Genomic DNA, 25,299 nt, shown 5'->3' on the forward strand with positions numbered 1-25,299 from the left:
AAGAGTACTTCGTTCAGCCTATGGCTTGCCGGGTGTAGGGCAGATCCCGGTGGTTATGCCAGAAGATGCGGTTGGTTAGCTCGGCCAGGCCCCAGGCCAGCAGGGCTGTGCCGAGCAGCACGCCCCACAGCAGCAGAGGTAGCGGAACCAGATCCAGCGCCAGGGTACTGGCCGGAAGCATGCCGACCAGGAACTGCACGGCCAGCCCCAGCAGCACCGCGCCGTGAAGCCAGGGGTTGGGCAGGGGAAACAGGTGGGTGTGGCGGGCCGGATAAGCGAAGAAAAGCTGCCCAATGGCCATGAAATGGAAAGTGGCGCTGCGGGTGGCCTCGAGGCTATACCCCAAGCGCGGCAGCAGGCCCAGAAGCCCCAGCGCACAAAGGGCCTTGATGCTTCCGCTCACCAGCACAAAGCGCAAAGAAACTCTATCCAGCAGAGGGGCTTTAGGGGGCCGCGGTGGGTGCTGCATGACGCTGGGGTTTTTATCCAGGGTGAGCGAGATGGCCGGTAGACCGTCGGTAATCAGGTTGATCCACAGGATTTGCACCGCCGTCAGGGGCAGCAACAGGGCGCCGGTGGCATCCCGCAGGTTCAAGAGGGCGGCAGCCAGAGCGCCGATGGCCACTACCAGCACTTCCGAGAGGTTGGTGGAAAAGAGGAAGCGAATGAATTTCTGGATGTTCTCGTAGATGTTGCGCCCTTCCTCGATGGCCGCCACGATGGTGGCGAAATTGTCGTCCAGCAAGACCAGGTCGGCCACCTCGCGGCTTACGTCCGAGCCGCGCTGGCCCATGGCTACGCCCACATCGGAGCGTTTGAGGGCTGGGGCATCGTTCACGCCGTCGCCGGTCATGGCCACTACCTCGCCGCTGGACTGGAGCATCTCCACCAGCCGGAGCTTGTGCTCGGGGGAGACCCGGGCAAACACGTTTACCTCGCGGATGGCCTCGAGCAGGGCTTGTGGGCTGAATTTTTCCAGGTCGCTGCCGGTGATGACGCGCTCGCCTGGAATGCCAATCTGGTGGGCAATGGCCAGTGCGGTAGCGGGGTGGTCGCCTGTGACCATCAGAACCCGAATTCCGGCTTCCTGGGCTTTGCGGATGGCCTCCGGTACTTCCGCCCGGGGTGGATCCCAGAACAGCACCAGGCCTAGAAATTGCAGGTTTTCTTCAGCCTCGCCTTCACCCCGAGCTACCCCCAGCACCCGGTAGCCCTCGGCGGCGTAGGCCAGGGCTTTTTCCTGCCAGGACTGGTATTCATGCGCGGGCAGATGGGAGCGCCCCAGCAGCACCTCGGGGGCTCCTTTGAAGTAGCTGACCGGGCCCTGTGGGGTCTCTACCGTGACCCGCTGAAACTTGTGACCGCTCTCGAAGGCCCGCTCGGAAAGGCGGGGGTGTTGTTGCCGCAGGGCCTCGGGGTCGAGATCCAGGCGCTGTAGGTAATGCAGCAGGGCCAGGTCCATGGGGTCGCCGATGCCGTGGTCGGCGTCGTTGGCCAGGGCCAGGGCCACCTGGGCTTGGGCGGGGTCGGGGCTGTCCAGGGCCCGCACCTCCATACGATTTTCGGTGAGGGTGCCGGTTTTGTCGGTGGCAATGACCGTGACCGAACCCAGCGCTTCCACCGCCGAAAGTTTGCGCACCACTGCCTTGCGGACGGCCATGCGTTCCACCCCCAGCGAGAGGGTCAGGGTTAGCACGGCCGGAAGCCCCTCGGGTACAGCGGCGACTGCCAGGGCCACGGCAAACAGAAAGACCTGCGGAAGCCGACCCGCCCCCTCGGTAAAGAGGCCCAGCAGCACCAGGGCCCCGGCCAGCACCAGCACCCACCGGGCGACCTGGTTGCCAAAGTGATGCAGGTCGTGCTCGAGGGGGGTGGGTTCGGCTTTTATCTCGCCCAGCAGGGTGGCCAGCTTGCCCAAAGCGCTTTCGGGGCCGGTGCGCTGCACCCTGGCAAAGGCCTTGCCCCGTACCAGCAGGGTGCCGCTAAAAAGCTCCTCACCCACCTCTTTTTCGGCGGGCAGACTCTCGCCGGTCAAGACCGACTCGTCTACCAGGGGGCTGCCCTCGAGTACCTCTACATCGGCGGGCACCCGGTCGCCGGCCTCGAGGCGCACCAGGTCTCCGGGTACCAGTTCGCGGCTGGGGCGCTGCACCCAGGCCCCATCGCGCTCCACCCAGACCAGGGGGCTGGACAGGCGCTTGAGCTTGTTCAAGGCCGCTTCCGATTTGCGTTCCTGCCAGGTGCCCAGGCCCGCGTTGAGCAACAGAATCAGCCCGATGACCAGGGACTCCAGCGGCCAGCCATGCCGGCCCTCGAGCCACCACACCCCAGAGTCCACCGCCAGGGCAAAGAGCAGAATATAGATCAGAGGGCTTTTGAACTGGCGCAGAAAACGGCGCCACAGCGGCTCTGGGCGCTTCTCGGGCAGGGCGTTGGGGCCCTGGCGTTTGAGGCGCTCGCGGGCTTCTACTTCGCTGAGTCCAGTCCAGGGTAGTTGGGCGCTCATGGGGCCCTCCGGCATCACACTTCACTCTGGCGGGGGTTTGTTACGAAGACATTACCAGGGCCGGCTGCCGCCTTCAGGAGGGCTTGAACGAGCTGTTCGGCCGTCTTTATGACCTCCGGGCTGAGTGCTTCACCTGGTCTAAACGCCTGGCCCTCGATGCCGAAAATCAGGGTGCGGCGGGGCAGGACGCCCAGGGCGCGGGCAATTTCCAGGGCCTGGGCCAGGCTAAGGGTGTGGCTCGAGAGGCGCTCAAAAGCTGCGGGCAGGGGCTCCTGGCCCACCTCCATCACATGCAGGGTTCCCGGCGGGTGGCCCGAGACCACCGCCTCCACCAGCCAGGCTTCGCCCGCGCCGGCCAGGCCCTCCACCAGCCGGGTCAGGTCGTCGGCTACCTCGAAGACCTCGAGGCCCGCCTCCCGCAGATGCCGGGCCACCCAGGGCCCCACCCCATCGTCCTGACGGTAGGAGTTGCCCAGGGTGAAAATCTTACCGGACTTGCTCAATTTCCAGCCTCAAAAAGTGGGTTGCGCACGAGATACAGGGGTCGTAGTTGCGGATGGTCTGCTCGCAGCGCAGGGTGAGTTCGGGTTTGGGGAGCTGCAGGTTCGCGGCCACAAACTGCCGCAGGTCTTCTTCAATCATCTTCTGATTTTGCGAGGTGGGGGGCACAATCCTGGCCTCGGTAATCAGGCCCTGTTCGTCCATACGGTAGCGATGGTAGAGGATGCCGCGCGGGGCCTCGCTGCTACCCGCGCCTTCCCCGGCCCTGGGGGTGATGGCAAGGCAGGGGGCATCGGGTTCCTCGTATTCGGCGATCAGGCGCAGGGCCTCCTCGCAGGCATACAAGGTCTCCACCGCCCGCACCACGATGCTCTGGAAGGGGTTGCGGCAGACCGGCCCTAAACCGGCTTCCCGGGCCACCGCCTGCACTGTGGTTGGAAGCTGGTCGAAGTTGAGGTTGTAGCGGGCCAGCGGCCCTACCAGGTAAGGCCTCCCCTCCAGGGTGGCGTGCAGGGCGTTGGAGTGGGGAACGTGTTCCTCGCGGAAGTGCTGCTCGAACTCGGCCACCGCGATGTCCAGGCCCCGGCTCGAAACCAGGCGGCCTCCCAGAATGGGGTACTCGCCTTCCTGACGCAGCGAGACAAAGGTGTAGTCGGGCGCGAAATCCGGGAAGTCTAGGCTGCCTACAAAATGCACCGTCAGGAGGGCGATCTCGCGGGCTCGCTCGAGCTTATCCCGCAGGGCTAAAAGCTCGGCCTTGCGCGGCACCCGGTAGAAACCCCCTACCTTCACGTTGATGGGGTGAATCTCCCGCCCACCCAGCAGGGTCATCAGTTCGTTGCCGGTTTTTTTTAGCGCCAGGGCCTGCTGAATCCGTTCGGGCTGGTCTTGGGCCAGCCGCACTGCGTCGGAATAGCCCAGAAAGTCGGGCAGGTGCAAAAAATAAATGTGCAGGGCGTGGCTCTCGATCCATTCGCCGCAGTACAAGAGCCGCCGCAGGGCTTTGAGCGGGCCTTCGACCTGCACCCCCAGGGCGGCTTCCAGGGCCTGGCACGAGCTCATCTGGTAGGCCACCGGGCAGATGCCGCAGATGCGGGCGGTGATATCGGGCACCTCGGCAAAACTGCGCCCGCGCAGAAAGGCCTCAAAGAAGCGCGGGGGCTCAAAGATGTTGAGCCGCACCTCTTCAACCTGGCTGCCCTTGACCCGTACGTACAAAGCCCCTTCTCCCTCCACACGGGCCAGGTTGCCCACTCGAATGGTCTTGGTCTGCTGCGGTTTAGGGGCCTCACCCATGACGTTCTGCCTCCTTGCTGAAGGCCCTGGCCCCGGCGTTGTAGGTGCGGAAGGCCCGCTGCTGGGCTGCCTCGCCTACGCCGAGGAGCGTCCACCAGGCGCTTAGGGCCACGGTGTTGGGGTTTTCCTGAGGGCCGAAACACCCGTAGCAGCCCCGCTGATAGGCCGGACAGATGGCCCCACATCCGGCCTGGGTCACCGGCCCCAGGCAGGGGGTGCCCTGGGCCACCATCACACAGACCGTGTCCCGGGCTTTGCACTCCAGGCAGACGCTGTGCCGGGGGATGTTGGGCCTGCGTTTGTGCAGGAAAGCCGAGATGACCTCGAGCAACTGCCCTTTGTTAATCGGGCAACCCCGTAACTCAAAATCGACTTTCACGTGCTCGGAAATGGGGGTGGAGTGCTTGAGGGTTTTTATGTACTCGGGTTTTGCGTAGACGATGCGGGTGAACTCCTCCACATCGGCAAAATTGCGCAGGGCCTGGATGCCCCCTGCGGTGGCGCAGGCCCCAATGGTGACCAGAAACCTGGAGTTCTTGCGGATGGCCTGGATGCGCTCTGCATCATGGGGGGTGGTGATGGAGCCCTCGACCAGCGAGAGGTCGTAGGGGCCCGGCAGGACAGCACTGGAAGCCTCGAGGAAGTTGGCAATCTGAACCGCTCCGGCTACCTGCAGGAGCTCGTCCTCGCAGTCCAGCAGGGAGAGCTGACACCCGTCACAGGAAGCAAATTTCCAGACCGCCAGGGTGGGTTTGCGCTGTTTGCTTGGCACCTAGACCTCCTTTCGCGTGATCCAGTCCCGCACCCGGGGTAAGGCCAGCACCGGCCCGTCCTTGCAAATGAAGTGCGGCCCATACTGGCAGTGTCCACAAAAGCCCACCGCACACTTCATGTTGCGCTCCATCGAGAGATAGAGGTTTTCCTCGGGGATGCCCCGCTTGCGCAACTCGCTGATGGTAAAGCGCATCATCACCTCGGGGCCGACCATTAAGGCGGTGGTACGCAAGGGGTCTATCGGTAGCACCGGTATGAGCGACGTGACCACCCCCACCGCCCCATCCCAGCCCCCTTCGGCACGGTCTACCGTGACCCGCACCGGCGAGGCGCCGGGGGCATGGGCGAGGGTGTGCTGCCAGCGCTTGAGTTCCTCCGGGAAGAGCAGGTCGGCAGGGGTGCGCGCCCCGTACAGCAAATAGACCCGCCCGTAGTCCTGTCGGTGGTGCAGGATGTGGTAAATCGCCGGACGTAAGGGGGGCAGGCCAATTCCGCCGGCCACAATGACCACATCACCTCCCCTGGCTTGTTCCAGCGGCCAATGGCTGCCAAAAGGGCCCCGCACCCCCACCACGTCGCCTCGGCCCAGTTTGCACAGTGCCTCGGTCACCAAGCCCACCCGCCGGATGGTGTGCACCAGGCGCGCGGGTTTATGCGGATCCCCGCTGATGGAGATGGGTACCTCGCCCACTCCGAAGACATAGAGCATGGTGAACTGGCCCGGCTGGAAGGCGAGCGGGGGGCCAGTCTGTGCTTCTAGCTCGAGCGTCACCACATCGGCGGTCTCGCGTATCACCCGTACCACCCGGAAGGGGCGGGGCTGCATGGGGTCTTGCCCAGGGGTATGACTAATGGGGTTGACCATACAAGTCCAGTAAGCGAAGCCTTGTGGCCTGCAAGCGCTCCCCGATGACCCTCGAGAACCGTTTGCACAGCTCATAGCCAAAGGGGTGGTCTTCTTCCGAACGCTTCCGCACCGCCGCAGCATCGAAGGCCAGCAGGCGGGTGGCCTGGAAGATGCGGGCATCAAAGGTCTTGCGGGTCTCGGGCAGCATCACCGACCAGCCCAGCACCTCACCCGGCCCCAGGGTCTGGATGACCAGCTCGCCCCGCCCCGGGGTATGGATTTCCAGGCGCACCAGCCCCTCTTGAATCAGGTAAAAATCCTTGGATTCGTCGCCTTCGCGGTAGAGATAGTCGCCTACCTCGAGGGCCAGCGGCTCGGCCAGCTCGGCCAGCCAGGCCAGGTCTTTGGGGCGCATGCCCCGGAAGAAAGGGTGCTCACCCAGGTAGTGCTCGAGACCAGCTTTAGACATGGGCACCTCGCATCGCTGCAACTTCTTCGGTCAGGTCGATCCCAACAGGGCACCAGGTGATACAGCGGCCACACCCCACACAGCCCAGCAGACCGAACTGGTCTTGCCAGGTGGCCAGCTTGTGGGTGAGCCACTGGCGGTAGCGGGACTTGGTCGAGACCCGCACGCTGCCCCCATGCAGATACGAAAAGTCGGCGGTAAAGCAGGAGTCCCAGCGGCGGGTTCGCTCGGCAACCCCCGAGAGGTCGGTGTGGTCTTCCACGCTGGTACAGAAGCAGGTAGGGCAGACCTGGGTGCAGTTGCCGCAGGAGAGGCAGCGGGCCGCTACCTGCTCCCAGCGGGGGTGCTCGAGGTTCTGGTACAACATCTCCTTGAGCCCCTCGGTCGCCAGGCTGCGGCCCATCTGGAGGGCGGCCTGGGTCACCCTGGCCTCGGCCTGGGCTACCTCGGATGGAAGCGCCGCACGATGGGAAATTTCACCCAGGACCTCGGCTCCCTGCTCGCTCCCCACCTCCCCTACAAAGTAGTGCCGGTCGCCCTCCAGCACCTCCGTCAGGGCCAGGTCGAAGCCGGCCTGGGCCTTGGGCCCGCTCTGCACCGAGGTGCAAAAACAGGTATGGCCAGCCTGGGTGCAGTTCACCGCCACGATAAACGCCTGTTCGCGCCGGGCTTTGTAGTGCGGATCCTGGTAAGGCCCCCCCAGAAAGACCTGGTCTTGCACCCGGATGGCCTGCAGCTCGCAGGCCCGCACCCCGATGAAGGCATATTTGGGAACGGTCTCGGTCTCGGGTTCGAAATCAAAACTCCCATTTATTTTGCGAGCTCGGAATAAGCGCAGGATGGGCGGGTGCAGAAACCGCTTCCAGCTATGAGGCCCCACGTTGTAGCCAAAGAGGGCCTCGTCGCCGCGCCGCCGCAGCCGGTAGGTGCCCCCTTCCTGATGGTCGGTGTAGCCAGTGGGAAGGTCTTCAAGCCGGCCCAGCTCATCATAAACGATCGCCCCTTCCCGCACCGTGGGGCCTAGGGTCAGGTAGCCCTTGGCTTTGAGGGCCTGCAATAGCTGAAGAAGCCCAGAGCGCTCCAGTACAAACGGGCCCTTTTGCATGCGTTCCTCCGTTGCTACCAGCGTAGCTTTTAGCGCCTGGGCCAAATGACCTTGTCGGGCCTTTGGCCAATGAGCCGGGCGGCAGGTGCGCCTGCGCTACCCATGCCTTCCGGCAAAGCCAGCCCCCCTATGGCCTAAATGCTTCGAATCCGCTTACGCTCATCCCCCCCACGCCCAGCGCGATGATCTCCGCGCGGTTGATCAAAAGGTACTCGAGCTTCTCCTCGAGGGCCCCGTTGCTCACAATGGCGTTGCGTAGAACCAAGACGTTCTCGGGCCCGCCCCACTGGGCCGCACAGCGCCGGAAGGTCTCCACATCGGGAAACTCATCCGAACCAATCTCGTCGCCCTGGATGATGCGCTCTCCCAAAAAAACGATGCGGTCGTGTCTCATAAGGGCCTCCTTCATGCCTTAGCTTTCCGACTCTTGTGGTTTTGCTCGGTCTCCACAATGCGCTGCTTGGTGCGTACTACCGAGTCGGGGTTGAGGCTGATGGAATCAATACCTGCATCCACCAGGAAGGCCGCAAACTCGGGGTAGTCGGAGGGGGCCTGTCCGCAAATGCCTACCTTGCGCCCGTGTTTGTGGGCTTTGCGGATTAGCTCGGCGCAGGCCCACTTGACCGCCGGGTTGCGCTCGTCGAACAGGGCAGCTACCTGGGTGGAGTCGCGATCCACCCCCAGCACCAGCTGGGTCAGATCGTTGGAACCTATCGAGAAGCCGTCGAAGATCTGGCTAAACTCCTCGGCCAGGATCACGTTGGAAGGAATCTCGGCCATCACATAGACTTCCAGGCCGTTCTTGCCGCGCTCCAGGCCTCCTTCTTTCATGGTGTCCAGAACCCGCTGGCCTTCCTCCACCGTGCGGCAGAAGGGAATCATCACCACCAGGTTCGTAAGGCCCATCTCGTCGCGTACCCGTCGCACCGCCTCGACCTCGAGTAAGAAACCCTCCTTGTAGTCGGGGTGGTAGTAGCGGCTGGCCCCCCGCCACCCCAGCATGGGGTTCTCTTCGCCCGGCTCGAAGGCTTCGCCACCCAGCAGCTTGGCGTACTCGTTGGTCTTGAAGTCGCTCATGCGCAGGATTACCGGCTTCGGGTAGAAGGCCGCAGCCAGCACCGCAATGCCCTGGCTCAGGCGGTCGATGAAGTATTCGCGCCCGCTGGGGTAGCCGTTCGTCCTGACCTCGACCTCGCGCTGCACCCTGGGGGAGAGCTTTTCGGGGTGTAAGAGCGCCAGGGGGTGAATACCCACCCAGTCGGCGAAGATGAACTCCATGCGGGCCAGACCCACCCCATCGTTGGGCAGGAGTGCCAGCCGGAAAGCCTGTTCGGGGTTGCCCACGTTCATCATGATCTGGGTGCGGGTGGTACCCACCTGATACGGGTCGAACTCATCCACCCTGAACTTCAGGGTGCCCTCGTAGACCCGCCCCACTTCGCCCTGTGCACACGAAACCGTCACCGGACCGCCCTTGGCCAGGGCTTTGGTGGCGCCGGCGGCCCCCACCACCGCCGGAATGCCCAGCTCACGGGCCACAATGGCCGCGTGCGAGGTGCGCCCGCCCCGCTCGGTCACGATGGCGCTGGCAATCTTCATGATGGGTTCCCAGTCGGGGTTGGTGGTGACCGTTACCAGCACATCGCCGGGCTTGATCTGGTTCATGGCTTTGGGGTCACGGATCACCCTGGCCGGGCCGGTGGCAATCTTCTCGCCTACCGCCAGCCCTTCGACCAGTACCTGGCCTTCTTCCAGGAGGGTATAGCTTTTGATGGTCGCACTCTTGCGGCTGTGAACGGTTTCCGGGCGGGCCTGTACAATAAACAGCTCACCGGTGATACCGTCTTTGGCCCACTCGATGTCCATGGGGGTGGGGGCGCCCCGTTTTTGGCTGTAATGTTGCTCAATCAAAACTGCCCAATGGGCCAGCTTCAACACCTCTTCGTTGGAAAGCACCCACTGGTTGCGGTCTGTGGGGGATACGGGGTTGTTGCGCAGTTTGTGGTGCTCGGCGTCGTAGACCAGGCGCAGTTCTTTGGCCCCCAGTTTTTTCCAGAGCAAGGGCTTGTAGCCTTTGGCCAGGGTTTCTTTGTGTACGTAGAAGCGGTCGGGGGTGGATTTGCCCTGCACGATGTTTTCACCCAGGCCCCAGACCCCTTCCAGCATCACCACCCCGTCAAAGCCGGTTTCGGTGTCGAGGGTAAAAATGACGCCCGAGGAGGCCAGATCCGAACGCACCAGCCGTTGCACGCCCACCGAGAGCAGCACCTTCTCGTGGGGGAAGCCCATATCCACCCGGTAGCGGGTGGCCCGGGCGGTGTAGAGGCTGGCAAAGCATTTCTTGACTGCGTCCAGCAACTCGGCCTCGCCCTGGATGCCCAGATAACTTTCGTGCTGACCGGCAAAACTGGCCGTAGGCAGGTCTTCGGCGGTGGCGCTGGAACGTACTGCTACCATCAGGTCTTCTACCCTGGCCTGGCGGGAGAGTTCGCGGTAGGCCTGAACGATTTCTCCCTCGAGGTCTTCCGGCAGCGCGGCCCGCAGAATCAGGCTGCGGATCAGCCGGGTGCGCCGGGCCAGGTCGTCGGGGTTGTGGGGATCCATCTCGCGCAACTGTTCGCGGATGGGCGCACCCAGGCCATTGGCCTGGAGGAAGTGGTGGAAAGCCTCGACGGTAACGGCAAAACCATCCGGTACCCGTACCCCCAGCTTGCCCAGTTCGCGTACCATCTCGCCCAGCGAGGCGTTCTTGCCCCCTACCAGCGGCACCTCATCAATGCCCACCTCTTTGAACCACCGTATAAAGCGCATGGAGGTTCGGGCAGAGCGTTTTTGAGAGCGGCTCGAGCCGGTTCTGGGCTTTGTGGAAAGAGCAGTAGCCATAAGGCCTCCTGTCTAAACCCTAGAAAGCCCTCGTTACCAATCCATTACCGTCCAGGAGTACATTTGTCCCATCCCGATGCCGGTACAGGTGGCTAAGCACAATGCAGTTGGGTTTGGTGCAATTCGCTGGGGCGGGCTACCAGGGTCGGTGCGTGAACCCTCACAAACCTCAGCCAGGGGTGCTTCAGACGTCTGGGGTTGCAAAAATGCTCGTAGCAAGGCGAGATGGCTGGGTGTTATGCCCCCACCTAGCCTCCCCCGTTGGGGGAGGAAGGCGTGGCTTTACTTTATGCACCAGCCCTGGGCGGGCTACAAAGTTACTGGTGCACCCCAAAATGGCCCCGGTATCCTGTGCCCCTTGACTTCCTGTGGAGTTCAGAGGCACCCAGAAAACGAGGAGGAATCTGGCACTGCAAAGGGGCGGTGCATATACGGGGGCAAGCGGCTCCAGGTGCTTGACTGCGGAATGATAGGCAGGAAGATTAACCTAAATCGCTAGAGGTGCCGCTCGAGCCACTCGGCGATGTCTTGCGAAACCTGATCTTTGTTTAGGTCGTTGTGGGGTTCGTGGAAGCCTCCGGGGTAAACCCGAAGCTCTTTATCGGCTGTGGCGAGCTCTCTGAAAAGCCAGCGGGCCCCCTCCACCCGATTGATGGCATCGGCTTCCCCGTGCAGGATGAGCAGGGGGTCGCAGATGTCTTTGACCTTGGCCTTGACCGTTTCGATGGTTTGCAGCACCTCGGTACCCCAGCGGGCGCTCACGCGGTTATGCACCAGGGGGTCGCTTCGGTAGGCTCGCACGGCGGCGCTGTCGCGGGAGAGGGCATTAACATCTAAATTGAGCCTGAGGGGTGCTTGGGGCCAGAAGCGGGAGAGCAGCCGGGCAATAGCTACCAGCAAAGGCTGTGCGGGTTGGCCGGGCTCGAGCAATACCCCACTTACTATGGCCCCCCGCAGATCAGGCGGTTGTTTTACCAGGTAATCCAGCACCACCAGGCTACCCATGCTGTGGCCGTATAAGAAGATGGGTAGTTTGGGCTCGAGGGTCTCCAACTGATTGCGAAAAAGGGTCAGGTCGTACCAATAGTCAAGCCAGCTTTCAATGTGTCCTCGCTGGCCCGTTGAGCGGCCATGCCCTCTAAGGTCTTGGGCATACACGGCGTAACCCAAAGAAACCAGGTACTGGGCCAAGCCTTCGTAGCGCCCGCTGTGCTCACCGAATCCGTGCGTTACCTGCAGGACTGCTTTGGCTTTGGTAGGCCGCCAGCCGCGATAAAAAATCTTTTCGACTCCAAAGCTTACAAAGTACCCTTCAAGTGTTTGCATAATTCGTCAAGCCAATGCTATGTACATTATACGCATTTTATAGAAAATAGCATAACTGGTTGCAAGATCCACTGGCCCTGCACCGGCGGAACATCCCCCCCGGCGGGCAGCTGATGAATCTGATGGACAACCTCCATGCCTTCTATCACCCGTCCAAAAGCAGCAAAACCTTGCCCATCCGGGTTGCGCTTGCCGCCATAGTCGAGTTCGGGCTGGTCGCCGATGCAGATAAAAAACTCCGACTGGGCCGAGTCTGGCTCCAGGCGGGCCATCGAAACGGTGCCATCCAGATGACGCAGGCCCGTTTGGGCGGTAGTCTCCAGCGGTATAGGGGGCAGCTTGGCTGAATGGTAGCCCATGCCGAGCCCTCCCTGAATCACCTCAATCTTGACTGGGCTCTGGGGCTGGTTATCCAGACGCACGGTGCGGTAGAAAGTAGCTCCCTGGTAGCGGTTTTCATCTACGTAGCGCAGGAAGTTGGCCACGGTGATGGGGGCCTGGGCGGGGAAGAGCTCGAGCACAATCTCGCCCAGCTCAGTCTGGATGGAAACTTTGGGATTTTTCATAAGCTAGGACTGTAACTTTTGCCGTCCTGCTCTCTATGGCTAAGCAGGGCCTTGCCAATCTGGCGGACGTTCTCCCAGCCCCAGGCGCCAGGCCACTCCCTGGGCACAGCGTTCGGCTGCCTTGCCATCGCCATAGGGGTTGGGCTTGTTGCGCATAGCCTCGAGGGCGGCCTCATCCGAGAGCAGGTTGTCAATGGTGGTAAAGACCTGTTCGGGGTCGGTGCCGGCCAGCTTCAGGGCTCCCACCGCCAGCCCCTCGGGCCGCTCGGTGACGTTGCGCAGCACCACCACCGGTACCCCCAGCGTAGCCCCGCTCTCCTGTACGCCCCCGGAGTCGGTCACTAGCAGGGTGGAGCGTTTCATCAAGCCGGCCATGGCACCAAATTCCAGCGGTTCAATTAACTCGAAGTTAGGCACCCCCTCAAGCTCGGGGAAGACCGCTTCTCTAACCGCCGGGTTCAGGTGTACCGGATACACGAAATGACACTCGGGGTGGGCCCTGGCTGCCCGCGCCAGGGCTGCCGCCAGCTTGCGCATACAGGGCAGGTTCTCGCGTCGGTGCATGGTCACGCCTACGATGCGCTTGCCTTTGGGCAAAGGTGGGGGGGTGCCGCGCTCGCTGGCATAAAGCACTGCGTCTACCTCGGTTTGGCCGGTCACGATGATGTTTTGTGCGGGCTTGCCTTCTCGCAACAGGTTTTGCTTGGAAGTGTGGGTGGGGGGCAGGTCCAGGTCGGTGAGCACGTCGGTCAGGCGGCGGTTGGCTTCTTCCGGAAAGGGCTCCTGCATGTTGAAGCTGCGCAACCCGGCTTCCACATGCGCTACCGGAATCTGCTCAAAAAAAGCCGCCAACGTTACGGCAAAGGTGGTCAGGGTATCGCCGTGCACCATCACGTAATCGGCCTGTAATTCCTTGAGTTTGTCTGCAGCGGCAGGTACGATACGCCCCATCAGGGCTGGTAGGGTCTGGCGGTCGGTCATCACCTGCAAGTCGGTGTCGGGCACGATGTCAAAAACCCGCAAGGCGTCCTCGAGCTGCGTGCGGTGCTGTCCGGTCGAAAGCACAATGGTCTCAATCCCGGCCTGCTTGCGCATGGCAAAGATTACCGGGGCCATCTTGATAGCCTCGGGGCGCGTTCCAAAGGCCAACACTACCCGCTTGGCCATGAAGTCTCCTGGTTATTGCCGTATAAAGAAAAAGCATTCATGCCGCATAACAGTGTACACATCCCCCCAAGGAGTGTGCAGTGTGTGGCGAAATATCATACTTGGTGAAGTGTCGTATAGACCCCCATACACTGCCTACCCTCCCCTAGGAGGGGAGGGCAAGGGTGGGGTTGCCATGGAAGGGCAAATCCCCAGGTATAGCCATCTCTACGACATTGTAATGAGTTACCTGTGCACTGGTCTATGCGTTACAGTTCCGAACGCAGGCTGGGTGAGATATTCATGCGAAGCGCGCGGAGGTAGCTGATACAATCCACAAGGTGGGTCTGGAAATACCATGGGCGCGCTAATTCTAGACTACCCGTTGTGATGCGTCCTGGAGACTTTGCGGGGATTTGGACTCGAGTACTTTTCGATAAAGCTCGAGCATTCGCAGGGTACGCACGCTTTCCATTTCCGAACGCGCATATTCCCAGGCTACACGCCCCATGCGCTGGCGCAGTTCGGGGTGGTGGTATAGCTTGCGAATGCCCTCTGCAAAAGCCCGAATATCTTTTTCGGGCGTCGTGACTGGAATCTTGATAGCAGCTTCTGAGGGCACAAAATATCCCACCCCCTGGTGATCAAAAGCTATGAGGGGTAAGGCCTGAGACATGGCCTCGAGGTTCACACTGCCAAAAGAATCCCTCAGACTCGTAAAAAGAAACGCATCCGCACTGCGGTACAGTTCCTTCATTTGGTGCCAGTTGACCCGACCCAAAAACTGCACCTTGTGCTCTATGCCAAACTCTTTGGCTTTGGCTTCACACATCGGACGCAGGGGGCCGTCGCCAGCAACCAGCAGGCGCACCGGAAGATCAGCCACCTGCTGCATGATCTGAAGCATCAGCAGAGGGGCCTTCATGGATTCCAGTCGTCCTGCCCACAGCAGGGTCATGGTGGGTTGGTGGGGGTGGGCCGGGGGTTCAGAAGGCACGTAGCTATCCGGTAGTCCAGAGACGTTGAACATTTCGATTCGCCGCGCTCCAGCTCGGCGCAGGAGGCTTTCGGTCTCTGCGTTAGTAGCCAGGATGAGCGAAGTGTGCCGAACCGCCTGGCGTACCGGAGGGAGCAGTGGTAAGGCCAACACCCGCAAACTGCGCAGGGCTTCTTCCCAAGCATTTGTTGTGAAATACCTGCGGTAGGCAAAGGGGGCCATCTGACCGCCACCTACCGAACCCCAAATGAAAGGAATGGGCAGTTTCCACAGTGGAGGGGGAGCGCTAACAGTATTCCAGCTCACGAAGTGGCTCAGATCAAAACCCACCTCGCGGTGAAGTTTTTTGGCTACCTTGAACATCTCGCCCAGCCAGAGCAAGTAATGTAGCCGGATGTTGCCAGTACCTTTTTCTGGATTCCAGGGGTCGATTGCCTTGGGAGGAGAGGCATAATAAAAATGCAAATTGGGATTTGGGTTGGCTTCTAGATAACGCTCGATGTTGCTGCGATAACGGGGATAGGTAATGACCCACACCTCGCAGTGGCGTGACAATGCCAGAGCCCAGCCCCAAGTAACAGCTTCTTCCGACCCATGATCTGGGCTGCAACCATATCCAGTTAAAAGAATTCGCATACTTGGCGCCCAGATAGTATCCAAAACAGCGTAAATTAGTATAGACCATTGCGCTAGCTTGTCATGCCAGATGCAACCCAACGCTTATGGATCCGGCCCATGTGGCTTCCCAGCAACGACTTGGAAGGATTTGGAAGTGCACTTAGTACTTGTGTGGGTTTTGCACTGAATTTTGGGCTTACGCGATGTAAGGCACAAAAACAACGATACCCTCATCCAACTCACTTCTGCTCTATGACCCAGACCTCGTCTGAAAACACTACAACCACCTCTTCTAGACGCATTCACAAAGTGCGCCCATTCCTGAATGCCTATTTCAAGGTTTTAGATCGAGCCGGATTGGTATCTTCCAATCGCACGGTGGTGCTGGCCTATCACTCTATTCGCCCCTCACGACTCTACCAATACTCAACCTCAGCGGCGCAGTTTGAAGCCCATCTGGAGTGGCTGGCTGCCCATTGTGCGGTGGTGGGGTTCGACTAAGTGTTGTTGCCATCAACACAACCCCTGGGCAAGCCGAGGGTGGCTATCACCTTTGATGATGGCTACCAAGACAACGTAGAAATAGCGCTGCCCATATTGCAAAAATACCGATTGCCTGCTACATTTTTTGTCACCACAGGATTGCTGCAAAAAGATTCTTATACCTTGAATCAAATGGCGTCTTATTTTGGAAACTCCATTGAAGCCATGAGGCCGCTGGACTTTTTAGGCTTGCGAACACTGGACGCTGCCGGTATGGCTATTGGCGCCCATACCCACACCCACCGCAACTTGCGCCAGGTTTCACCCAAAGAGCAGCACGAAGAACTGCTTAAAAGTCGAGCTATTCTGGAAGATGCGCTGGGCAAGGCAGTGTTGACCATGTCCTACCCCTATGGCCTTCCTGGTTATGCGGTGAATTCCAGGGTATCACGGGCAAGCCTGGAAACAGGTTATCGGCTAGCAGCTACCGTGCATTTGCGCGCAGTCAGGCCCCAGGACAACCCCAGTCAAATTCCACGCTTCGTAGTTACCGACGAGAATCTACAAGACTTGAGAACGATTGTTTTCGGCGGTATGGATATCGTGGGCTGGTATCAGGATGCTACTAGCTTGTTGCGCAAGTAATTGCGGCGTCGTATAGACCCCCATACACTACCTGCCCTCCCCTAGCAGGGGAGGGCAGGGGTGGGGTTGCCATGGAAGGGCAAATCCCCAGGTATAGCCATCTCTACGACGCTGTAATGTAAGCAATGGAATAAGTTGTGATCTGATAAATACAAATACAGCACTATTGCATAATGATAAATTAATGGTGGTAAACTTTTTGTAGACTTGGGCAATGGCAAATGCGTTACTGTTTGTAATCCCTCTCTAAACGATTTATGTATGCTCTGGAACGAGTTTTTGCAACAAGCTCCTCTTCGCATTTATATCCAATCGGCGTTATGCGGTCGTTACTGCGTTAAAGATGCTGGATTTTCCATGGCATTTTGACAGCAATGCTCTACGATTTTTCCATATTCTCGCTGATGTTGAGTGGGAGCGCTTTCATATAGGTCAACATTTCGGCGAAAGGAGATTATGGCACAGTACGGTGGATCTTGGGCAGCTACACAAGAAGACAGCCGTCGTGTTGGGGCTTTGTGGAGCAAGCCAGCCCCTAATTGGATACCGGCTATTTTGTGGCTGACAGATGTATTGGCACTCGAGCTTTCGCTGGGCCTGGCTGTGCTCGTGCGTGAGATTCTCTCAGGATTTTGGCCCCACTCCCTGACCTGGAGCGATTATGCCCTTCTGGGCCTGATACTCGCCGCCTTCCCGTTGGGTTATCTGTTTTGGGCACTGTATCCTGGCTATGGCATTCATCCAGTCGAGCGAATGCGCCGCACCTTTCTGATTACCGTTTTGCTGTTTGCTCTTATGGCGGTGGTTTTTGCCATTTTGCCGGCTACGCGAGCCCTGGTAGGCCTGGTGCTTATTGCGGGCATGTTGGCCGTACTGCTGGTACCTCTTTTGAATGCGTTGGCTCGAGAGCTCCTGATTCGAGCGAGCTGCTGGGGTTATCCAGTGGTAATTTTAGGAGCCGGTCTGATTGGGTCAATGGTGGCTCGAGCCCTCCAGCAGGAGCGCTATCTGGGTATGGTTCCGGTAGCCTTTCTGGACGACGACCCCAATAAGCAGCATCGTTTAATTGAGGGGGTTCCGGTTATAGGGGGCCTTGATCGGGCCGAGCAGGTTAGCGAGCTGGGGGTCAAGGAAGCCTTTGTGGCTATTTCAAGCATCGGGCGGGCCGAACTCAAAAAGCTGGTTCATCGCCTTCCTTTTTTGCACGTTACCGTGGTGCCGGATTTGGGCGAGCCCACCATCGATTGGTTTGCAGTGCGCAGCCTGGGGCGTATTCACGGTGTTGCTGTGCGCAAAAACCTCCTGCTGCCGCGAAACCGAGCCATGAAATGGTGGATGGATCGCTTGCTGGGCTGGCCGTTGTTCGTGTTCAGCCTGCCACTGATATGGCTGCTGGCTTTGTGGATCCGCCTGGTCAGCCCGGGTTCGCCCTACTTCACCCAGACCCGAGAAGGTTTTGCGGGTAGACCCATTAATATCCTCAAGCTGCGTACCATGTACCCCGATGCCGAGGAGCGTTTGGAGCGATACCTGTCCGAGAACCCTGAGGCCAAAGCCGAGTGGGAGAACTCATTCAAACTCAAACGAGACCCGCGTATCCTGCCTGGTGTGGGCTACTTCCTGCGCAAGACCAGCCTGGACGAGTTACCCCAGCTTTACAACGTGGTGCGCGGAGAGATGAGCCTGGTGGGGCCGCGCCCCTTTCCGGGGTATCACCTCGAGCACTTCTCGCCCGAGTTCCGCGAACTGCGACATAGTGTGTTGCCGGGCATTACCGGCTTCTGGCAGGTGCTGGCTCGCTCCGATAGCGATCTCAAACTACAAGAAGAACTCGATACCTACTACATCCGCAACTGGTCGCCGTGGCTGGATGTGTATCTACTGTTCCGTACCGTGATGGCGGTGCTGGGTTCTAAGGGGGCATATTGAATGATTGAGCGAACCAATGTGCTGGGGGTGGGCATCAGTGCCATTAACATTCCGATGGCGCTCGAGGTTCTGGATACCTGGATTCGGCAACAACACCATACCTATGTTTGCGTCACCGGGGTGCATGGGGTTATGGAAAGCCAGGCCGACCCAGAGTTGCGCCGTATTCATAACCAGGCCGGGATGGTCACGCCCGATGGTATGCCGATGGTCTGGATGAGTCGCCTGGCCGGACACAAGCACGTAGACCGGGTGTACGGCCCCGATCTGATGCTGGCCGTTTGTGAAGCTTCTTTGCAGAAGGGGTACCGTCACTTCTTCTATGGCGGCAACGAAGGCGTGTCCGAACAGTTGCGCGATAAGCTTCAGGAGAGGTTTCCGGGCTTGCAGGTAGTGGGTACCTATTCGCCTCCCTTTCGTCCCCTGACCCCCGAGGAGGATGCGGCCATCGTGGCCCGGATCAACGCGGCCCGACCCGACATCGTTTGGGTGGGCCTCAGCACCCCCAAGCAGGAACGCTGGATGGCTGCCCACCTGGGCAAGGTGCAGGCCCCGGTCATGATCGGCGTTGGGGCTGCCTTCGACTTTCACGCGGGCCTCAAGCCGCAGGCCCCACGCTGGATGCAGCGGAGCGGGCTGGAGTGGTTCTATCGCATGGTTTCTGAACCCAAGCGGCTGGCCCGGCGCTATTTGCAAAACAACCCCAGGTTTGTGGTGGCAGTGCTGATGCAGTTGCTAGGCCTGCGTCGCTACAAGCTAGATATCTGAGGAGGAAAGGCATGAAAACAGCTCTCGTTTGCGGTGCAGGTGGATTTATTGGTGGGCATTTGGTCAAGAAGCTCAAAGCTCAGGGATACTGGGTGCGTGGTGTAGATCTCAAACGTCACGAGTTCGCGGAAAGCCCCGCCGACGAGTTTGTGGTGGGCGATCTGCGCGACCCCCGCCTGGTAGCCCAGGTGATTGACCGCAAGTTTGACGAGGTCTACCAGCTGGCTGCCGATATGGGGGGTGCCGGTTTTGTTTTCACCGGCGAGAACGATGCCGCCATCATGCACAACTCGGCCCTGATCAACCTGAATGTACTGGAGGAGTTACGCCACAAGGGGGTGGGGAAGGTCTTTTACTCTTCCTCAGCCTGCATTTACCCCGAGTACAACCAGCTCGATCCCTCCAAGCCTGTCACCGCAGAGGACTCGGCCTACCCGGCTATGCCGGATAGCGAGTATGGCTGGGAGAAACTCTTTAGCGAGCGGCTTTACTTTGCCTATCATCGTAACTATGGGATGGATGTGCGTGTGGCTCGTTTTCACAACATCTTTGGAATCGAGGGCACCTGGGAGGGGGGGCGCGAGAAAGCGCCTGCGGCCATGTGCCGTAAAGTTGCCGAGGCCCCCGAGGGCGGCGTGATAGAGGTATGGGGCCCCGGCACCCAGACCCGTTCTTTCTTGTATGTCGACGAGTGTTTGGAAGCCATCGAGCGCTTCATGAACAACGACTACATTGGCCCCCTAAATATCGGCTCGGAAGAGATGATCAGCATTAACGATCTGGCCCGCATGACCATCGAAATTTCCGGTAAAAACCTCAGCATCCGCAACGTTCCGGGCCCTACCGGCGTACAGGGGCGCAACTCCGACAATACCCGCATTCGAGAGAAGCTGGGCTGGGCCCCTCATCGCCCGCTGCGCGAGGGAATGGAGCGCACCTATGCCTGGGTGGCCGAGCAAGTGGCCAAGAAACAGAAGGCCAAAGAGGCCATAGCACAATAAAACCGATCTGGATCTGACCCCCGGCTTCGGTCGGGGGTTTTTGCACTTCTAACCCAACTTTCAAAGCTTTCCGTCAAGCTACAAGGGTGCGCTGGATTATCTGGATGACTATTTTTATCCTGTTTTGTTCGCTGGTTTTGGCGCAGAAATTGCGTTATATCCCCACCCAGCCTTATGTTCGCGAGGTGGGCGAGTGCAATCCGGCCCCGCCTCCACGAAACCCCAGTGAGCAGTCCAAGTGGGAAGAATGGCCGGGCTATCGGGAGCGCATTGCAAGGCTGGCCCCGCATCTGTTGGGCGAACCCGACCCAGCTTTACTGATGCCCGTGCAGGGGGTTCGGGTGCGGCAGGTCTGGGATAGCTTTGGGGCCATTCGCCCCGGAGGCCGCCGCCACGAGGGGCAGGACATTTTCGCCCGACGGGGTACCCCGGTCTATTCGGCCACGGAAGGCTTTGTGCTGCGGATGGCTTATGGCCCGGTGGGAGGATTGCAAATTTTCGTGCTGGGGGCAGGCGAGAAGCGCTACTACTACGCTCACTTTGACCGCTTTGCCCCAGACCTGCGGGAGGGAGACTGGGTAACGCCCCAAACCCTGCTGGGCTACGTGGGCAATACCGGCATCGCTCGAGGTACGCCGCCCCACCTGCACTTTGGCATCTACGAGGGGGGACGCGAAACCTGCGATTACCGGGCCCTCGACCCCCTCCCTCTGCTGCGTGACCGCAACTGGCAAACCCTGACAGGGCGATAAGGAGTCCACTCTTCGTGAAAAATGCTCTCTTGCTGCTGTTCTTATTCGTCCTGAGCGCTTGCGTATGGCCGCGCTCGAGCCAGCAAGACCCTGGGAGCGAAGCACCTGATGAAAGCCCCGGAACCGGCTGGACGCACTTTGACGACTACGCCCGCCTGCTGGCGCAGCCCCCCGATAATGAACTCCTGATGCCGGTGCGGGGTGTGCGGGTGCGTCAGGTAACCGACACCTTTATGGCGCCCCGCCCGGGTGGGCGCTTGCACGAAGGCCAGGACATCTTTGCCCCCAGGGGAACGCCCATCTACTCGGCCACCGAAGGCCTGGTTATCCGGATGGGTTATGGGCAGTTGGGTGGGCTCTACGTGATGGTCTTGGGGCCAGGCGGGCGGCGCTACTACTACGCCCACCTCGACCAACATGCCGATGGCCTGCAAGTAGGTGATCGGGTCACACCCCAGACCTTGCTGGGTTACGTGGGCAACACCGGCAATGCCCGCACCACACCCCCGCATCTGCACTTTGGGGTGTATGGGAGTTGGTGGCGTTCGGACGAGCGGGTAGTTAATCCCCTACCCTTATTGGTCAACCGTAGCTGGCAGACCCTGGAGGCTCTCGAGGAAAATACCAGTAACCCGTAGAGAAAGGCCGAAAGCCAAAATGCGCACGATCGCTACTCGGCTCCGCATAACGCAATGATGCTGTAATACCTGCTTGTTCACATCACAAAATTGATGACCTAACCTGTTTTGGGCCGCAGCAGCTCTGCCAGCAAGGCAATTACCACCGCCAGCCCCGCTACCAGTGCAAACGATACCCGCAGCGAGGTGGCTTGGGCAATCAACCCAATCACCGGCGGCCCCACCAGAAAGCCCAGGTAGCCCAGGGTCGCTACCGAGGCCAGTGCAACCCCGGGTTCAACCCCTGGCACACGCCCCGCTGCGCTAAAAGCCAGGGGGAACAGGGTGCAGTAGCCCAGCCCGATCATCACAAAACCCAGCATGGCCACCTCCGGGCGGGTAGCTAGCAAAGTGGTAACAAAGCCAGCCGCAGCGAACAGACCGCCTCCTCTGGCCAGGGCCACCGGGCCGAAGCGGTGGGTGAGGGCATCGCCAGTCAGGCGCCCCACCACCATCGCCACCGAGAACGCCGAGAAAGCCAACGCCGCTACGGCTTCGCTGCTGCCGACCACTTGCTTCATGAAGACCGCGCTCCAGTCGGCCACCGCACCCTCGCCCAGGCCGGTGCAGAACACGATTAATCCCAAACCCAAGAGCACGCCTCGAGGCCATACAAAGCGCGGCCCACTGGGGGCGGGCCGAACCTGTATCAGATACCGAATAGCCCATAGCATCAGCAGTACCGAGACGGCTGTCATCGAGGTGAAAAAAGGGAGCGGTTCCATCCCGGCGGCTGCGGCTGCACCGCCCAGCGCAGCCCCCACCAGGCCCCCCAGGCTAAAGAGCGCGTGGAAGCTGGACATGATGGGCCTTCCGTTGCGCTTTTCGGTCTCCACGGCCTGGACGTTCATCGAGATGTCCATAGCGGCGTTGGTGAAGCCAAATACAAAAAGCGCGAGGGCCAGTGTCCAGCCACTGGGAGCCAGGGCCAGTAGCGGCAGTGAAAAGCAGTTGCTAAAGGAAGCGAACGTCAGCACCGGGCGGCTGCCCCAGTGGGCAATCAGCCAGCCGACGAGGGGCATGGCCAGCACCAACCCCACCGGTGCGCCCAACAGCACCAAGCCCAGCTCACCGGTATTGAGGCCCAGGCTCTGCTTGATGGCCGGGATGCGCGAAACCCAGGCCGCCAGAATGAAGCCGCAAACAAAAAAGGTCAGGTAGATGGCGATTCTGGCTAAGGGCAGGTGGTCTGGTCTGGGAGGCATCGCATTCACAGCAATAGTCCTTTCATGGACAGCTCTATTGGTAAGAAATCCATTAGTTGAGCCCTACTCCGGCAATGACCCACGCTCCCTACGGAGCGCAGGGCTCATCGGGTCAGCCTCTGGATCAGGTTGCGGTGCTGGGGAAATTGTTGAGCCAGATGCTCTCCTTGGGCCAACTCAAAGTCGGCAAAGTCGAAACCAGGGGCCATGGTGCAGCCTACCAGGGCGAAGGTCTTGGGTGCATCTAGGCTGGCTGCAAACCAGTAACCGGCGGGAACGACCCCCTGGAAACTTTGTCCCTGGCTGGGGTCAGGGCCTAGATGCAGGCTGGAAAGCTCCCCTTCAGGCGAAATCAGCCATAAGGTGAGTGAACTGCCGGTGTAGAAATGCCAGACTTCGTCGCTTTTAAGTCGGTGTAAGGCCGAAAAATCCGGGTATTCCAACAGGAAGTAGATGGCAGTGGAAAAGGGCCGCTGGGCCGTATAGCGGTGGGGCAGGTGTGGCTTGGCGATGGACTCGCCGGCAATGTAGGTTTGGCGATAAAAGCCACCCTCCGGGTGCGGCTCTAACCCCAGATGATCCACCCAAAATTTTGCACCATTCATGAAGAATCTCCTACCTTGCGGCCAGATTGGTCATACCGGATTCAAAAAGATAATCATCCAAACCAAAGACCCCCAGAGGCTATCTTTTTGAATCCTAGAGCACTCCCTTCCAAGGGGCGGTATCGCCCTCCGCTACGCGGATAACTTCGGTCGGGTTAGTTCGCCGCCATACGGCGCCGAACAAACCGAATCTGGTATCACAGGTCAACCGGTCGGTATCCATCGAGGGTCAGGGCTACGGACATGTCCCAATGGGTGATCTCTAGCGACGACGCTTGCCCGAACGTAGCAAGCCTGAATCGGGCCTGATGCCATCGGCGATCAGGTGCAACCACTGCGAGGCATAATACCCCAACACCAGTGCCCACAAGACTTCCTGGGGCGGTGCTTTTGGCTGGGCTTGCAGGTTGAAATTGAGGCCCACATAGCCCGCAATGGCGGTGATGATCCAGTACAGCACCACCCCCATCGCACCTAGGTACAGCAGGCGCGTTAGGGGGCCCACAATCCAGGTGTGCGAAAGCCCCCGGTGGGCAAACATCCAGCCGTAGGGAACCCAAAACCAGCCCAGCCAACCCCAGCGCCCCTTAGCCCGCACCTGTTGTTCAGCCAGATCCAGGTCAGGAGTAATCAGAAAGGTGCCGATCAAGAAACTGCTAACAAAGGCGACTGCAATGGGTTGGGAAACGGAAATTTCCTTCTGATAGACCCAATAGGCAGCGGAGGCCAAACCCAACACGCCTATATTGATGGCTTCGTGAACACGACCCGATGGCACCAGTGTAGTTTACGCGTCTGGATGGGGGAGTATGGCTTCAAGCGAACAATTGCGGAAAAACGACTGGGGCCACCGGGGGGCCTTTGGGGGGATGGTTTATGTTCCGGAGCTTTTGTATACTTATGCGAGGCGTTCCCGATAATTTTGTTTTTATCGGAATGTTATGTTAATTTACTGGATAGAAAGTAAATAAAAAATCTCCCCAAATGAATCACGAGATATCTGACCAATTTCGAGAAACCCTTATTGAGACGGTAATATTAGATATGACCAAGTTTCTATACTGGATCGGTCTCATCTATACCCCTTGGGGTTCTGGTACACTTTGTAGCCGTGACCGTGGAGGCTCGGACTGCCCCCAAACGCGAAGCAATCCTCGAGGCAACCATCCGAGTCCTAAGAGACCGGGGGTTGTCGGGTCTAAAAGTCGAGGAAGTAGCCAGGGAAGCCGAAGTCGGCAAAGGCACGGTTTATCTTTATTTCCAGGATAAACAAGACCTGCTGAAGGCGCTGGTGGAGCACCATACCTTCTCCTACTACCAGAAAGTAGAAGAAGTGGTGAAACAGAATGGCTCCTTCCGCGACCGACTGGCCGAAGTGTTGCGGCTTCGCATCGCCTGGGTGGAGGAGTGGCGTGGTTTGTGGGCAGCGGTAGCACGAGAAGCCCATCCGATGGATACCACCGGTTGGCTCAGGGGCATGCACGAGCACTACCAGCATCTGCTGGAAAAGCTGGTGCAGGACGGCAAGACCAGAGGAGAAGTTCGCGCTGAACTGGACACCAGTCTGACTGCTGCCAGTATCGCAGCCCTGGCTTGCAACCCGCAGCTCGAGTTTCCACGGGAAGCCTACCTCGAGCATCTGCTTGGGGTGTTGTTGAAAGGAGTGGCGTTGTGAGCGAATACCGTCCAGGAGATAAGGTTGTGTTGCCGCCGTATGGCGTAGGTGTGGTGGCGGGGATCGCCCAGCGTTCGGTTGCTGGTTCAGACAAGAGCTATTATCAAGTGGACTTTCCTGGAACACGTTCCAAGGCCTATGTACCCGTAGAAGCCCCGCAAACCACCCGTCTGCGCCGGGCCTTGTCGCCGGATCAGGTCAATGAAATCCTGGCCTTGCTGCGCGAGGGCCGCCTGCCCCTGCCCCGTCAATGGGCAGCTCGCCACCGCAAAACCACCGAAATACTGGCCGATGGCGACCCTTTCCGTATCGCCACCCTGGCCGGTCAGCTCAGGGCCTGGGAACTCGAGAAGGGCCTGCCCGATCTTGACCGCCAGGCCCTGCGCCGGGCCATGCATCTCCTGGCCGAGGAAATTTCCCAGGTCTTGGAGATGAGCCTGGACGAAGCCCGCAAGCTGTTTGAAGAGACCGTGGGCGAAAGCCTCAACTAACCCATAGCCAAGCAGGCTTTTGAAGAAGCCCCGC

At 59.8% G+C, this 25,299-nt stretch carries 25 protein-coding genes; 9 read left to right on the forward strand and 16 right to left on the reverse strand.

Annotated features, from left to right (window positions below; translation table 11 throughout):
* Positions 1-13: 13 nt before the first annotated feature.
* The 13 genes from Q0X23_RS08270 to Q0X23_RS08330 all read right to left on the reverse strand — a co-directional run bounded on the left by Q0X23_RS08270 (position 14) and on the right by Q0X23_RS08330 (position 14,953).
* Entirely contained in the window at positions 14-2,506 is a 2,493-nt protein-coding gene (locus Q0X23_RS08270) for a cation-transporting P-type ATPase (protein ID WP_297859862.1), read from the reverse strand.
* Positions 2,507-2,520: 14 nt separating this feature from the next.
* Complete coding sequence (locus Q0X23_RS08275) at positions 2,521-3,009, reverse strand: hydrogenase maturation protease (protein ID WP_297859863.1); 489 nt, start codon at positions 3,007-3,009, stop codon at positions 2,521-2,523.
* Positions 2,993-4,303, reverse strand: coding sequence for a Ni/Fe hydrogenase subunit alpha (locus Q0X23_RS08280; protein WP_297859864.1), 1,311 nt, complete (start codon positions 4,301-4,303; stop codon positions 2,993-2,995). The genes Q0X23_RS08275 and Q0X23_RS08280 overlap by 17 nt, the downstream gene beginning before the upstream one ends.
* On the reverse strand, positions 4,296-5,075 hold the full coding sequence (locus Q0X23_RS08285) for a hypothetical protein (protein ID WP_297859865.1): 780 nt from the start codon (positions 5,073-5,075) through the stop codon (positions 4,296-4,298). The genes Q0X23_RS08280 and Q0X23_RS08285 overlap by 8 nt, the downstream gene beginning before the upstream one ends.
* Positions 5,076-5,942 (reverse strand): FAD/NAD(P)-binding protein, encoded by an 867-nt coding sequence (locus tag Q0X23_RS08290; protein ID WP_297859866.1) that lies wholly within the window; start codon positions 5,940-5,942, stop codon positions 5,076-5,078. It lies immediately after the preceding gene.
* Positions 5,926-6,393, reverse strand: coding sequence for a Crp/Fnr family transcriptional regulator (locus Q0X23_RS08295; RefSeq protein WP_297859867.1), 468 nt, complete (start codon positions 6,391-6,393; stop codon positions 5,926-5,928). The genes Q0X23_RS08290 and Q0X23_RS08295 overlap by 17 nt, the downstream gene beginning before the upstream one ends.
* Positions 6,386-7,498: a 4Fe-4S dicluster domain-containing protein gene (locus Q0X23_RS08300; RefSeq protein ID WP_297859868.1), complete on the reverse strand. Its 1,113-nt coding sequence runs from the start codon at positions 7,496-7,498 to the stop codon at positions 6,386-6,388. The genes Q0X23_RS08295 and Q0X23_RS08300 overlap by 8 nt, the downstream gene beginning before the upstream one ends.
* A 127-nt stretch (positions 7,499-7,625) precedes the next feature.
* Entirely contained in the window at positions 7,626-7,892 is a 267-nt protein-coding gene (locus Q0X23_RS08305; protein ID WP_297859869.1) for a hypothetical protein, read from the reverse strand.
* 11 nt (positions 7,893-7,903) lie between these two features.
* Entirely contained in the window at positions 7,904-10,309 is a 2,406-nt protein-coding gene (ppsA, locus tag Q0X23_RS08310; protein WP_297861193.1) for a phosphoenolpyruvate synthase, read from the reverse strand.
* Between the two features lie 567 nt (positions 10,310-10,876).
* The gene (locus tag Q0X23_RS08315; protein WP_297859870.1) at positions 10,877-11,707 is read right to left on the reverse strand and encodes an alpha/beta hydrolase; all 831 of its coding nucleotides are present in this window, start codon (positions 11,705-11,707) and stop codon (positions 10,877-10,879) included.
* A gap of 26 nt (positions 11,708-11,733) precedes the next feature.
* A complete protein-coding gene (locus Q0X23_RS08320; protein ID WP_297859871.1) occupies positions 11,734-12,273 on the reverse strand; it encodes a peptidylprolyl isomerase in 540 nt (179 codons plus the stop codon).
* A gap of 39 nt (positions 12,274-12,312) precedes the next feature.
* A complete protein-coding gene (gene wecB / locus Q0X23_RS08325; protein ID WP_297859872.1) occupies positions 12,313-13,440 on the reverse strand; it encodes a non-hydrolyzing UDP-N-acetylglucosamine 2-epimerase in 1,128 nt (375 codons plus the stop codon).
* 352 nt (positions 13,441-13,792) lie between these two features.
* Positions 13,793-14,953 carry a glycosyltransferase family 4 protein gene (locus Q0X23_RS08330; RefSeq protein WP_297859873.1) on the reverse strand — a complete coding sequence of 387 codons (1,161 nt, stop codon included), beginning with the start codon at positions 14,951-14,953 and terminating at the stop codon, positions 13,793-13,795.
* 333 nt (positions 14,954-15,286) lie between these two features.
* Between Q0X23_RS08330 and Q0X23_RS08335 the strand changes: the two genes are divergently transcribed.
* From Q0X23_RS08335 to Q0X23_RS08365, 7 genes are all read left to right on the forward strand, one after another.
* Positions 15,287-15,535 (forward strand): hypothetical protein, encoded by a 249-nt coding sequence (locus Q0X23_RS08335; RefSeq protein ID WP_297859874.1) that lies wholly within the window; start codon positions 15,287-15,289, stop codon positions 15,533-15,535.
* Entirely contained in the window at positions 15,536-16,162 is a 627-nt protein-coding gene (locus Q0X23_RS08340; protein ID WP_297859875.1) for a polysaccharide deacetylase family protein, read from the forward strand.
* 555 nt (positions 16,163-16,717) lie between these two features.
* A complete protein-coding gene (locus Q0X23_RS08345; protein WP_297859876.1) occupies positions 16,718-18,091 on the forward strand; it encodes an exopolysaccharide biosynthesis polyprenyl glycosylphosphotransferase in 1,374 nt (457 codons plus the stop codon).
* Positions 18,092-18,859 carry a WecB/TagA/CpsF family glycosyltransferase gene (locus Q0X23_RS08350; protein ID WP_297859877.1) on the forward strand — a complete coding sequence of 256 codons (768 nt, stop codon included), beginning with the start codon at positions 18,092-18,094 and terminating at the stop codon, positions 18,857-18,859.
* 11 nt (positions 18,860-18,870) lie between these two features.
* Positions 18,871-19,860 (forward strand): NAD-dependent epimerase/dehydratase family protein, encoded by a 990-nt coding sequence (locus Q0X23_RS08355; protein ID WP_297859878.1) that lies wholly within the window; start codon positions 18,871-18,873, stop codon positions 19,858-19,860.
* A gap of 86 nt (positions 19,861-19,946) precedes the next feature.
* Complete coding sequence (locus tag Q0X23_RS08360; RefSeq protein WP_297859879.1) at positions 19,947-20,612, forward strand: M23 family metallopeptidase; 666 nt, start codon at positions 19,947-19,949, stop codon at positions 20,610-20,612.
* Positions 20,613-20,626: 14 nt separating this feature from the next.
* On the forward strand, positions 20,627-21,250 hold the full coding sequence (locus tag Q0X23_RS08365) for a M23 family metallopeptidase (RefSeq protein ID WP_297859880.1): 624 nt from the start codon (positions 20,627-20,629) through the stop codon (positions 21,248-21,250).
* 98 nt (positions 21,251-21,348) lie between these two features.
* Here Q0X23_RS08365 and Q0X23_RS08370 read toward each other — a convergent pair whose 3' ends face one another.
* The 3 genes from Q0X23_RS08370 to Q0X23_RS08380 all read right to left on the reverse strand — a co-directional run bounded on the left by Q0X23_RS08370 (position 21,349) and on the right by Q0X23_RS08380 (position 23,877).
* Entirely contained in the window at positions 21,349-22,494 is a 1,146-nt protein-coding gene (locus tag Q0X23_RS08370; protein ID WP_297859881.1) for an MFS transporter, read from the reverse strand.
* Positions 22,495-22,598: 104 nt separating this feature from the next.
* Positions 22,599-23,099: a cupin domain-containing protein gene (locus Q0X23_RS08375; RefSeq protein ID WP_297859882.1), complete on the reverse strand. Its 501-nt coding sequence runs from the start codon at positions 23,097-23,099 to the stop codon at positions 22,599-22,601.
* A 262-nt stretch (positions 23,100-23,361) separates the two neighbouring features.
* Positions 23,362-23,877 carry a metal-binding protein gene (locus tag Q0X23_RS08380; protein ID WP_297859883.1) on the reverse strand — a complete coding sequence of 172 codons (516 nt, stop codon included), beginning with the start codon at positions 23,875-23,877 and terminating at the stop codon, positions 23,362-23,364.
* 333 nt (positions 23,878-24,210) lie between these two features.
* On the opposite strand from Q0X23_RS08380, the gene Q0X23_RS08385 reads away from it, so the two are divergent.
* A complete protein-coding gene (locus Q0X23_RS08385) occupies positions 24,211-24,774 on the forward strand; it encodes a TetR/AcrR family transcriptional regulator (protein ID WP_297859884.1) in 564 nt (187 codons plus the stop codon).
* Positions 24,771-25,265: a CarD family transcriptional regulator gene (locus Q0X23_RS08390; protein WP_119341780.1), complete on the forward strand. Its 495-nt coding sequence runs from the start codon at positions 24,771-24,773 to the stop codon at positions 25,263-25,265. The genes Q0X23_RS08385 and Q0X23_RS08390 overlap by 4 nt, the downstream gene beginning before the upstream one ends.
* Positions 25,266-25,299 lie beyond the last annotated feature (34 nt).

This window comes from Meiothermus sp., assembly GCF_026004115.1.
Taxonomy (GTDB): domain Bacteria; phylum Deinococcota; class Deinococci; order Deinococcales; family Thermaceae; genus Meiothermus.

Excerpts from the sequence above, each read along its gene's own strand:
- Q0X23_RS08270 (WP_297859862.1), bottom strand. The coding sequence starts at position 2,506 with ATGAGCGCCCAACTACCCTGGACTGGACTCAGCGAAGTAGAAGCCCGC.
- Q0X23_RS08280 (WP_297859864.1), bottom strand. The coding sequence starts at position 4,303 with ATGGGTGAGGCCCCTAAACCGCAGCAGACCAAGACCATTCGAGTGGGC.
- Q0X23_RS08290 (WP_297859866.1), bottom strand. The coding sequence starts at position 5,942 with ATGGTCAACCCCATTAGTCATACCCCTGGGCAAGACCCCATGCAGCCC.
- Q0X23_RS08295 (WP_297859867.1), bottom strand. The coding sequence starts at position 6,393 with ATGTCTAAAGCTGGTCTCGAGCACTACCTGGGTGAGCACCCTTTCTTC.
- Q0X23_RS08300 (WP_297859868.1), bottom strand. The coding sequence starts at position 7,498 with ATGCAAAAGGGCCCGTTTGTACTGGAGCGCTCTGGGCTTCTTCAGCTA.
- Q0X23_RS08305 (WP_297859869.1), bottom strand. The coding sequence starts at position 7,892 with ATGAGACACGACCGCATCGTTTTTTTGGGAGAGCGCATCATCCAGGGC.
- ppsA (WP_297861193.1), bottom strand. The coding sequence starts at position 10,309 with ATGCGCTTTATACGGTGGTTCAAAGAGGTGGGCATTGATGAGGTGCCG.
- Q0X23_RS08315 (WP_297859870.1), bottom strand. The coding sequence starts at position 11,707 with ATGCAAACACTTGAAGGGTACTTTGTAAGCTTTGGAGTCGAAAAGATT.
- Q0X23_RS08320 (WP_297859871.1), bottom strand. The coding sequence starts at position 12,273 with ATGAAAAATCCCAAAGTTTCCATCCAGACTGAGCTGGGCGAGATTGTG.
- wecB (WP_297859872.1), bottom strand. The coding sequence starts at position 13,440 with ATGGCCAAGCGGGTAGTGTTGGCCTTTGGAACGCGCCCCGAGGCTATC.
- Q0X23_RS08335 (WP_297859874.1), top strand. The coding sequence starts at position 15,287 with ATGACCCAGACCTCGTCTGAAAACACTACAACCACCTCTTCTAGACGC.
- Q0X23_RS08350 (WP_297859877.1), top strand. The coding sequence starts at position 18,092 with ATGATTGAGCGAACCAATGTGCTGGGGGTGGGCATCAGTGCCATTAAC.
- Q0X23_RS08355 (WP_297859878.1), top strand. The coding sequence starts at position 18,871 with ATGAAAACAGCTCTCGTTTGCGGTGCAGGTGGATTTATTGGTGGGCAT.
- Q0X23_RS08370 (WP_297859881.1), bottom strand. The coding sequence starts at position 22,494 with ATGCCTCCCAGACCAGACCACCTGCCCTTAGCCAGAATCGCCATCTAC.
- Q0X23_RS08375 (WP_297859882.1), bottom strand. The coding sequence starts at position 23,099 with ATGAATGGTGCAAAATTTTGGGTGGATCATCTGGGGTTAGAGCCGCAC.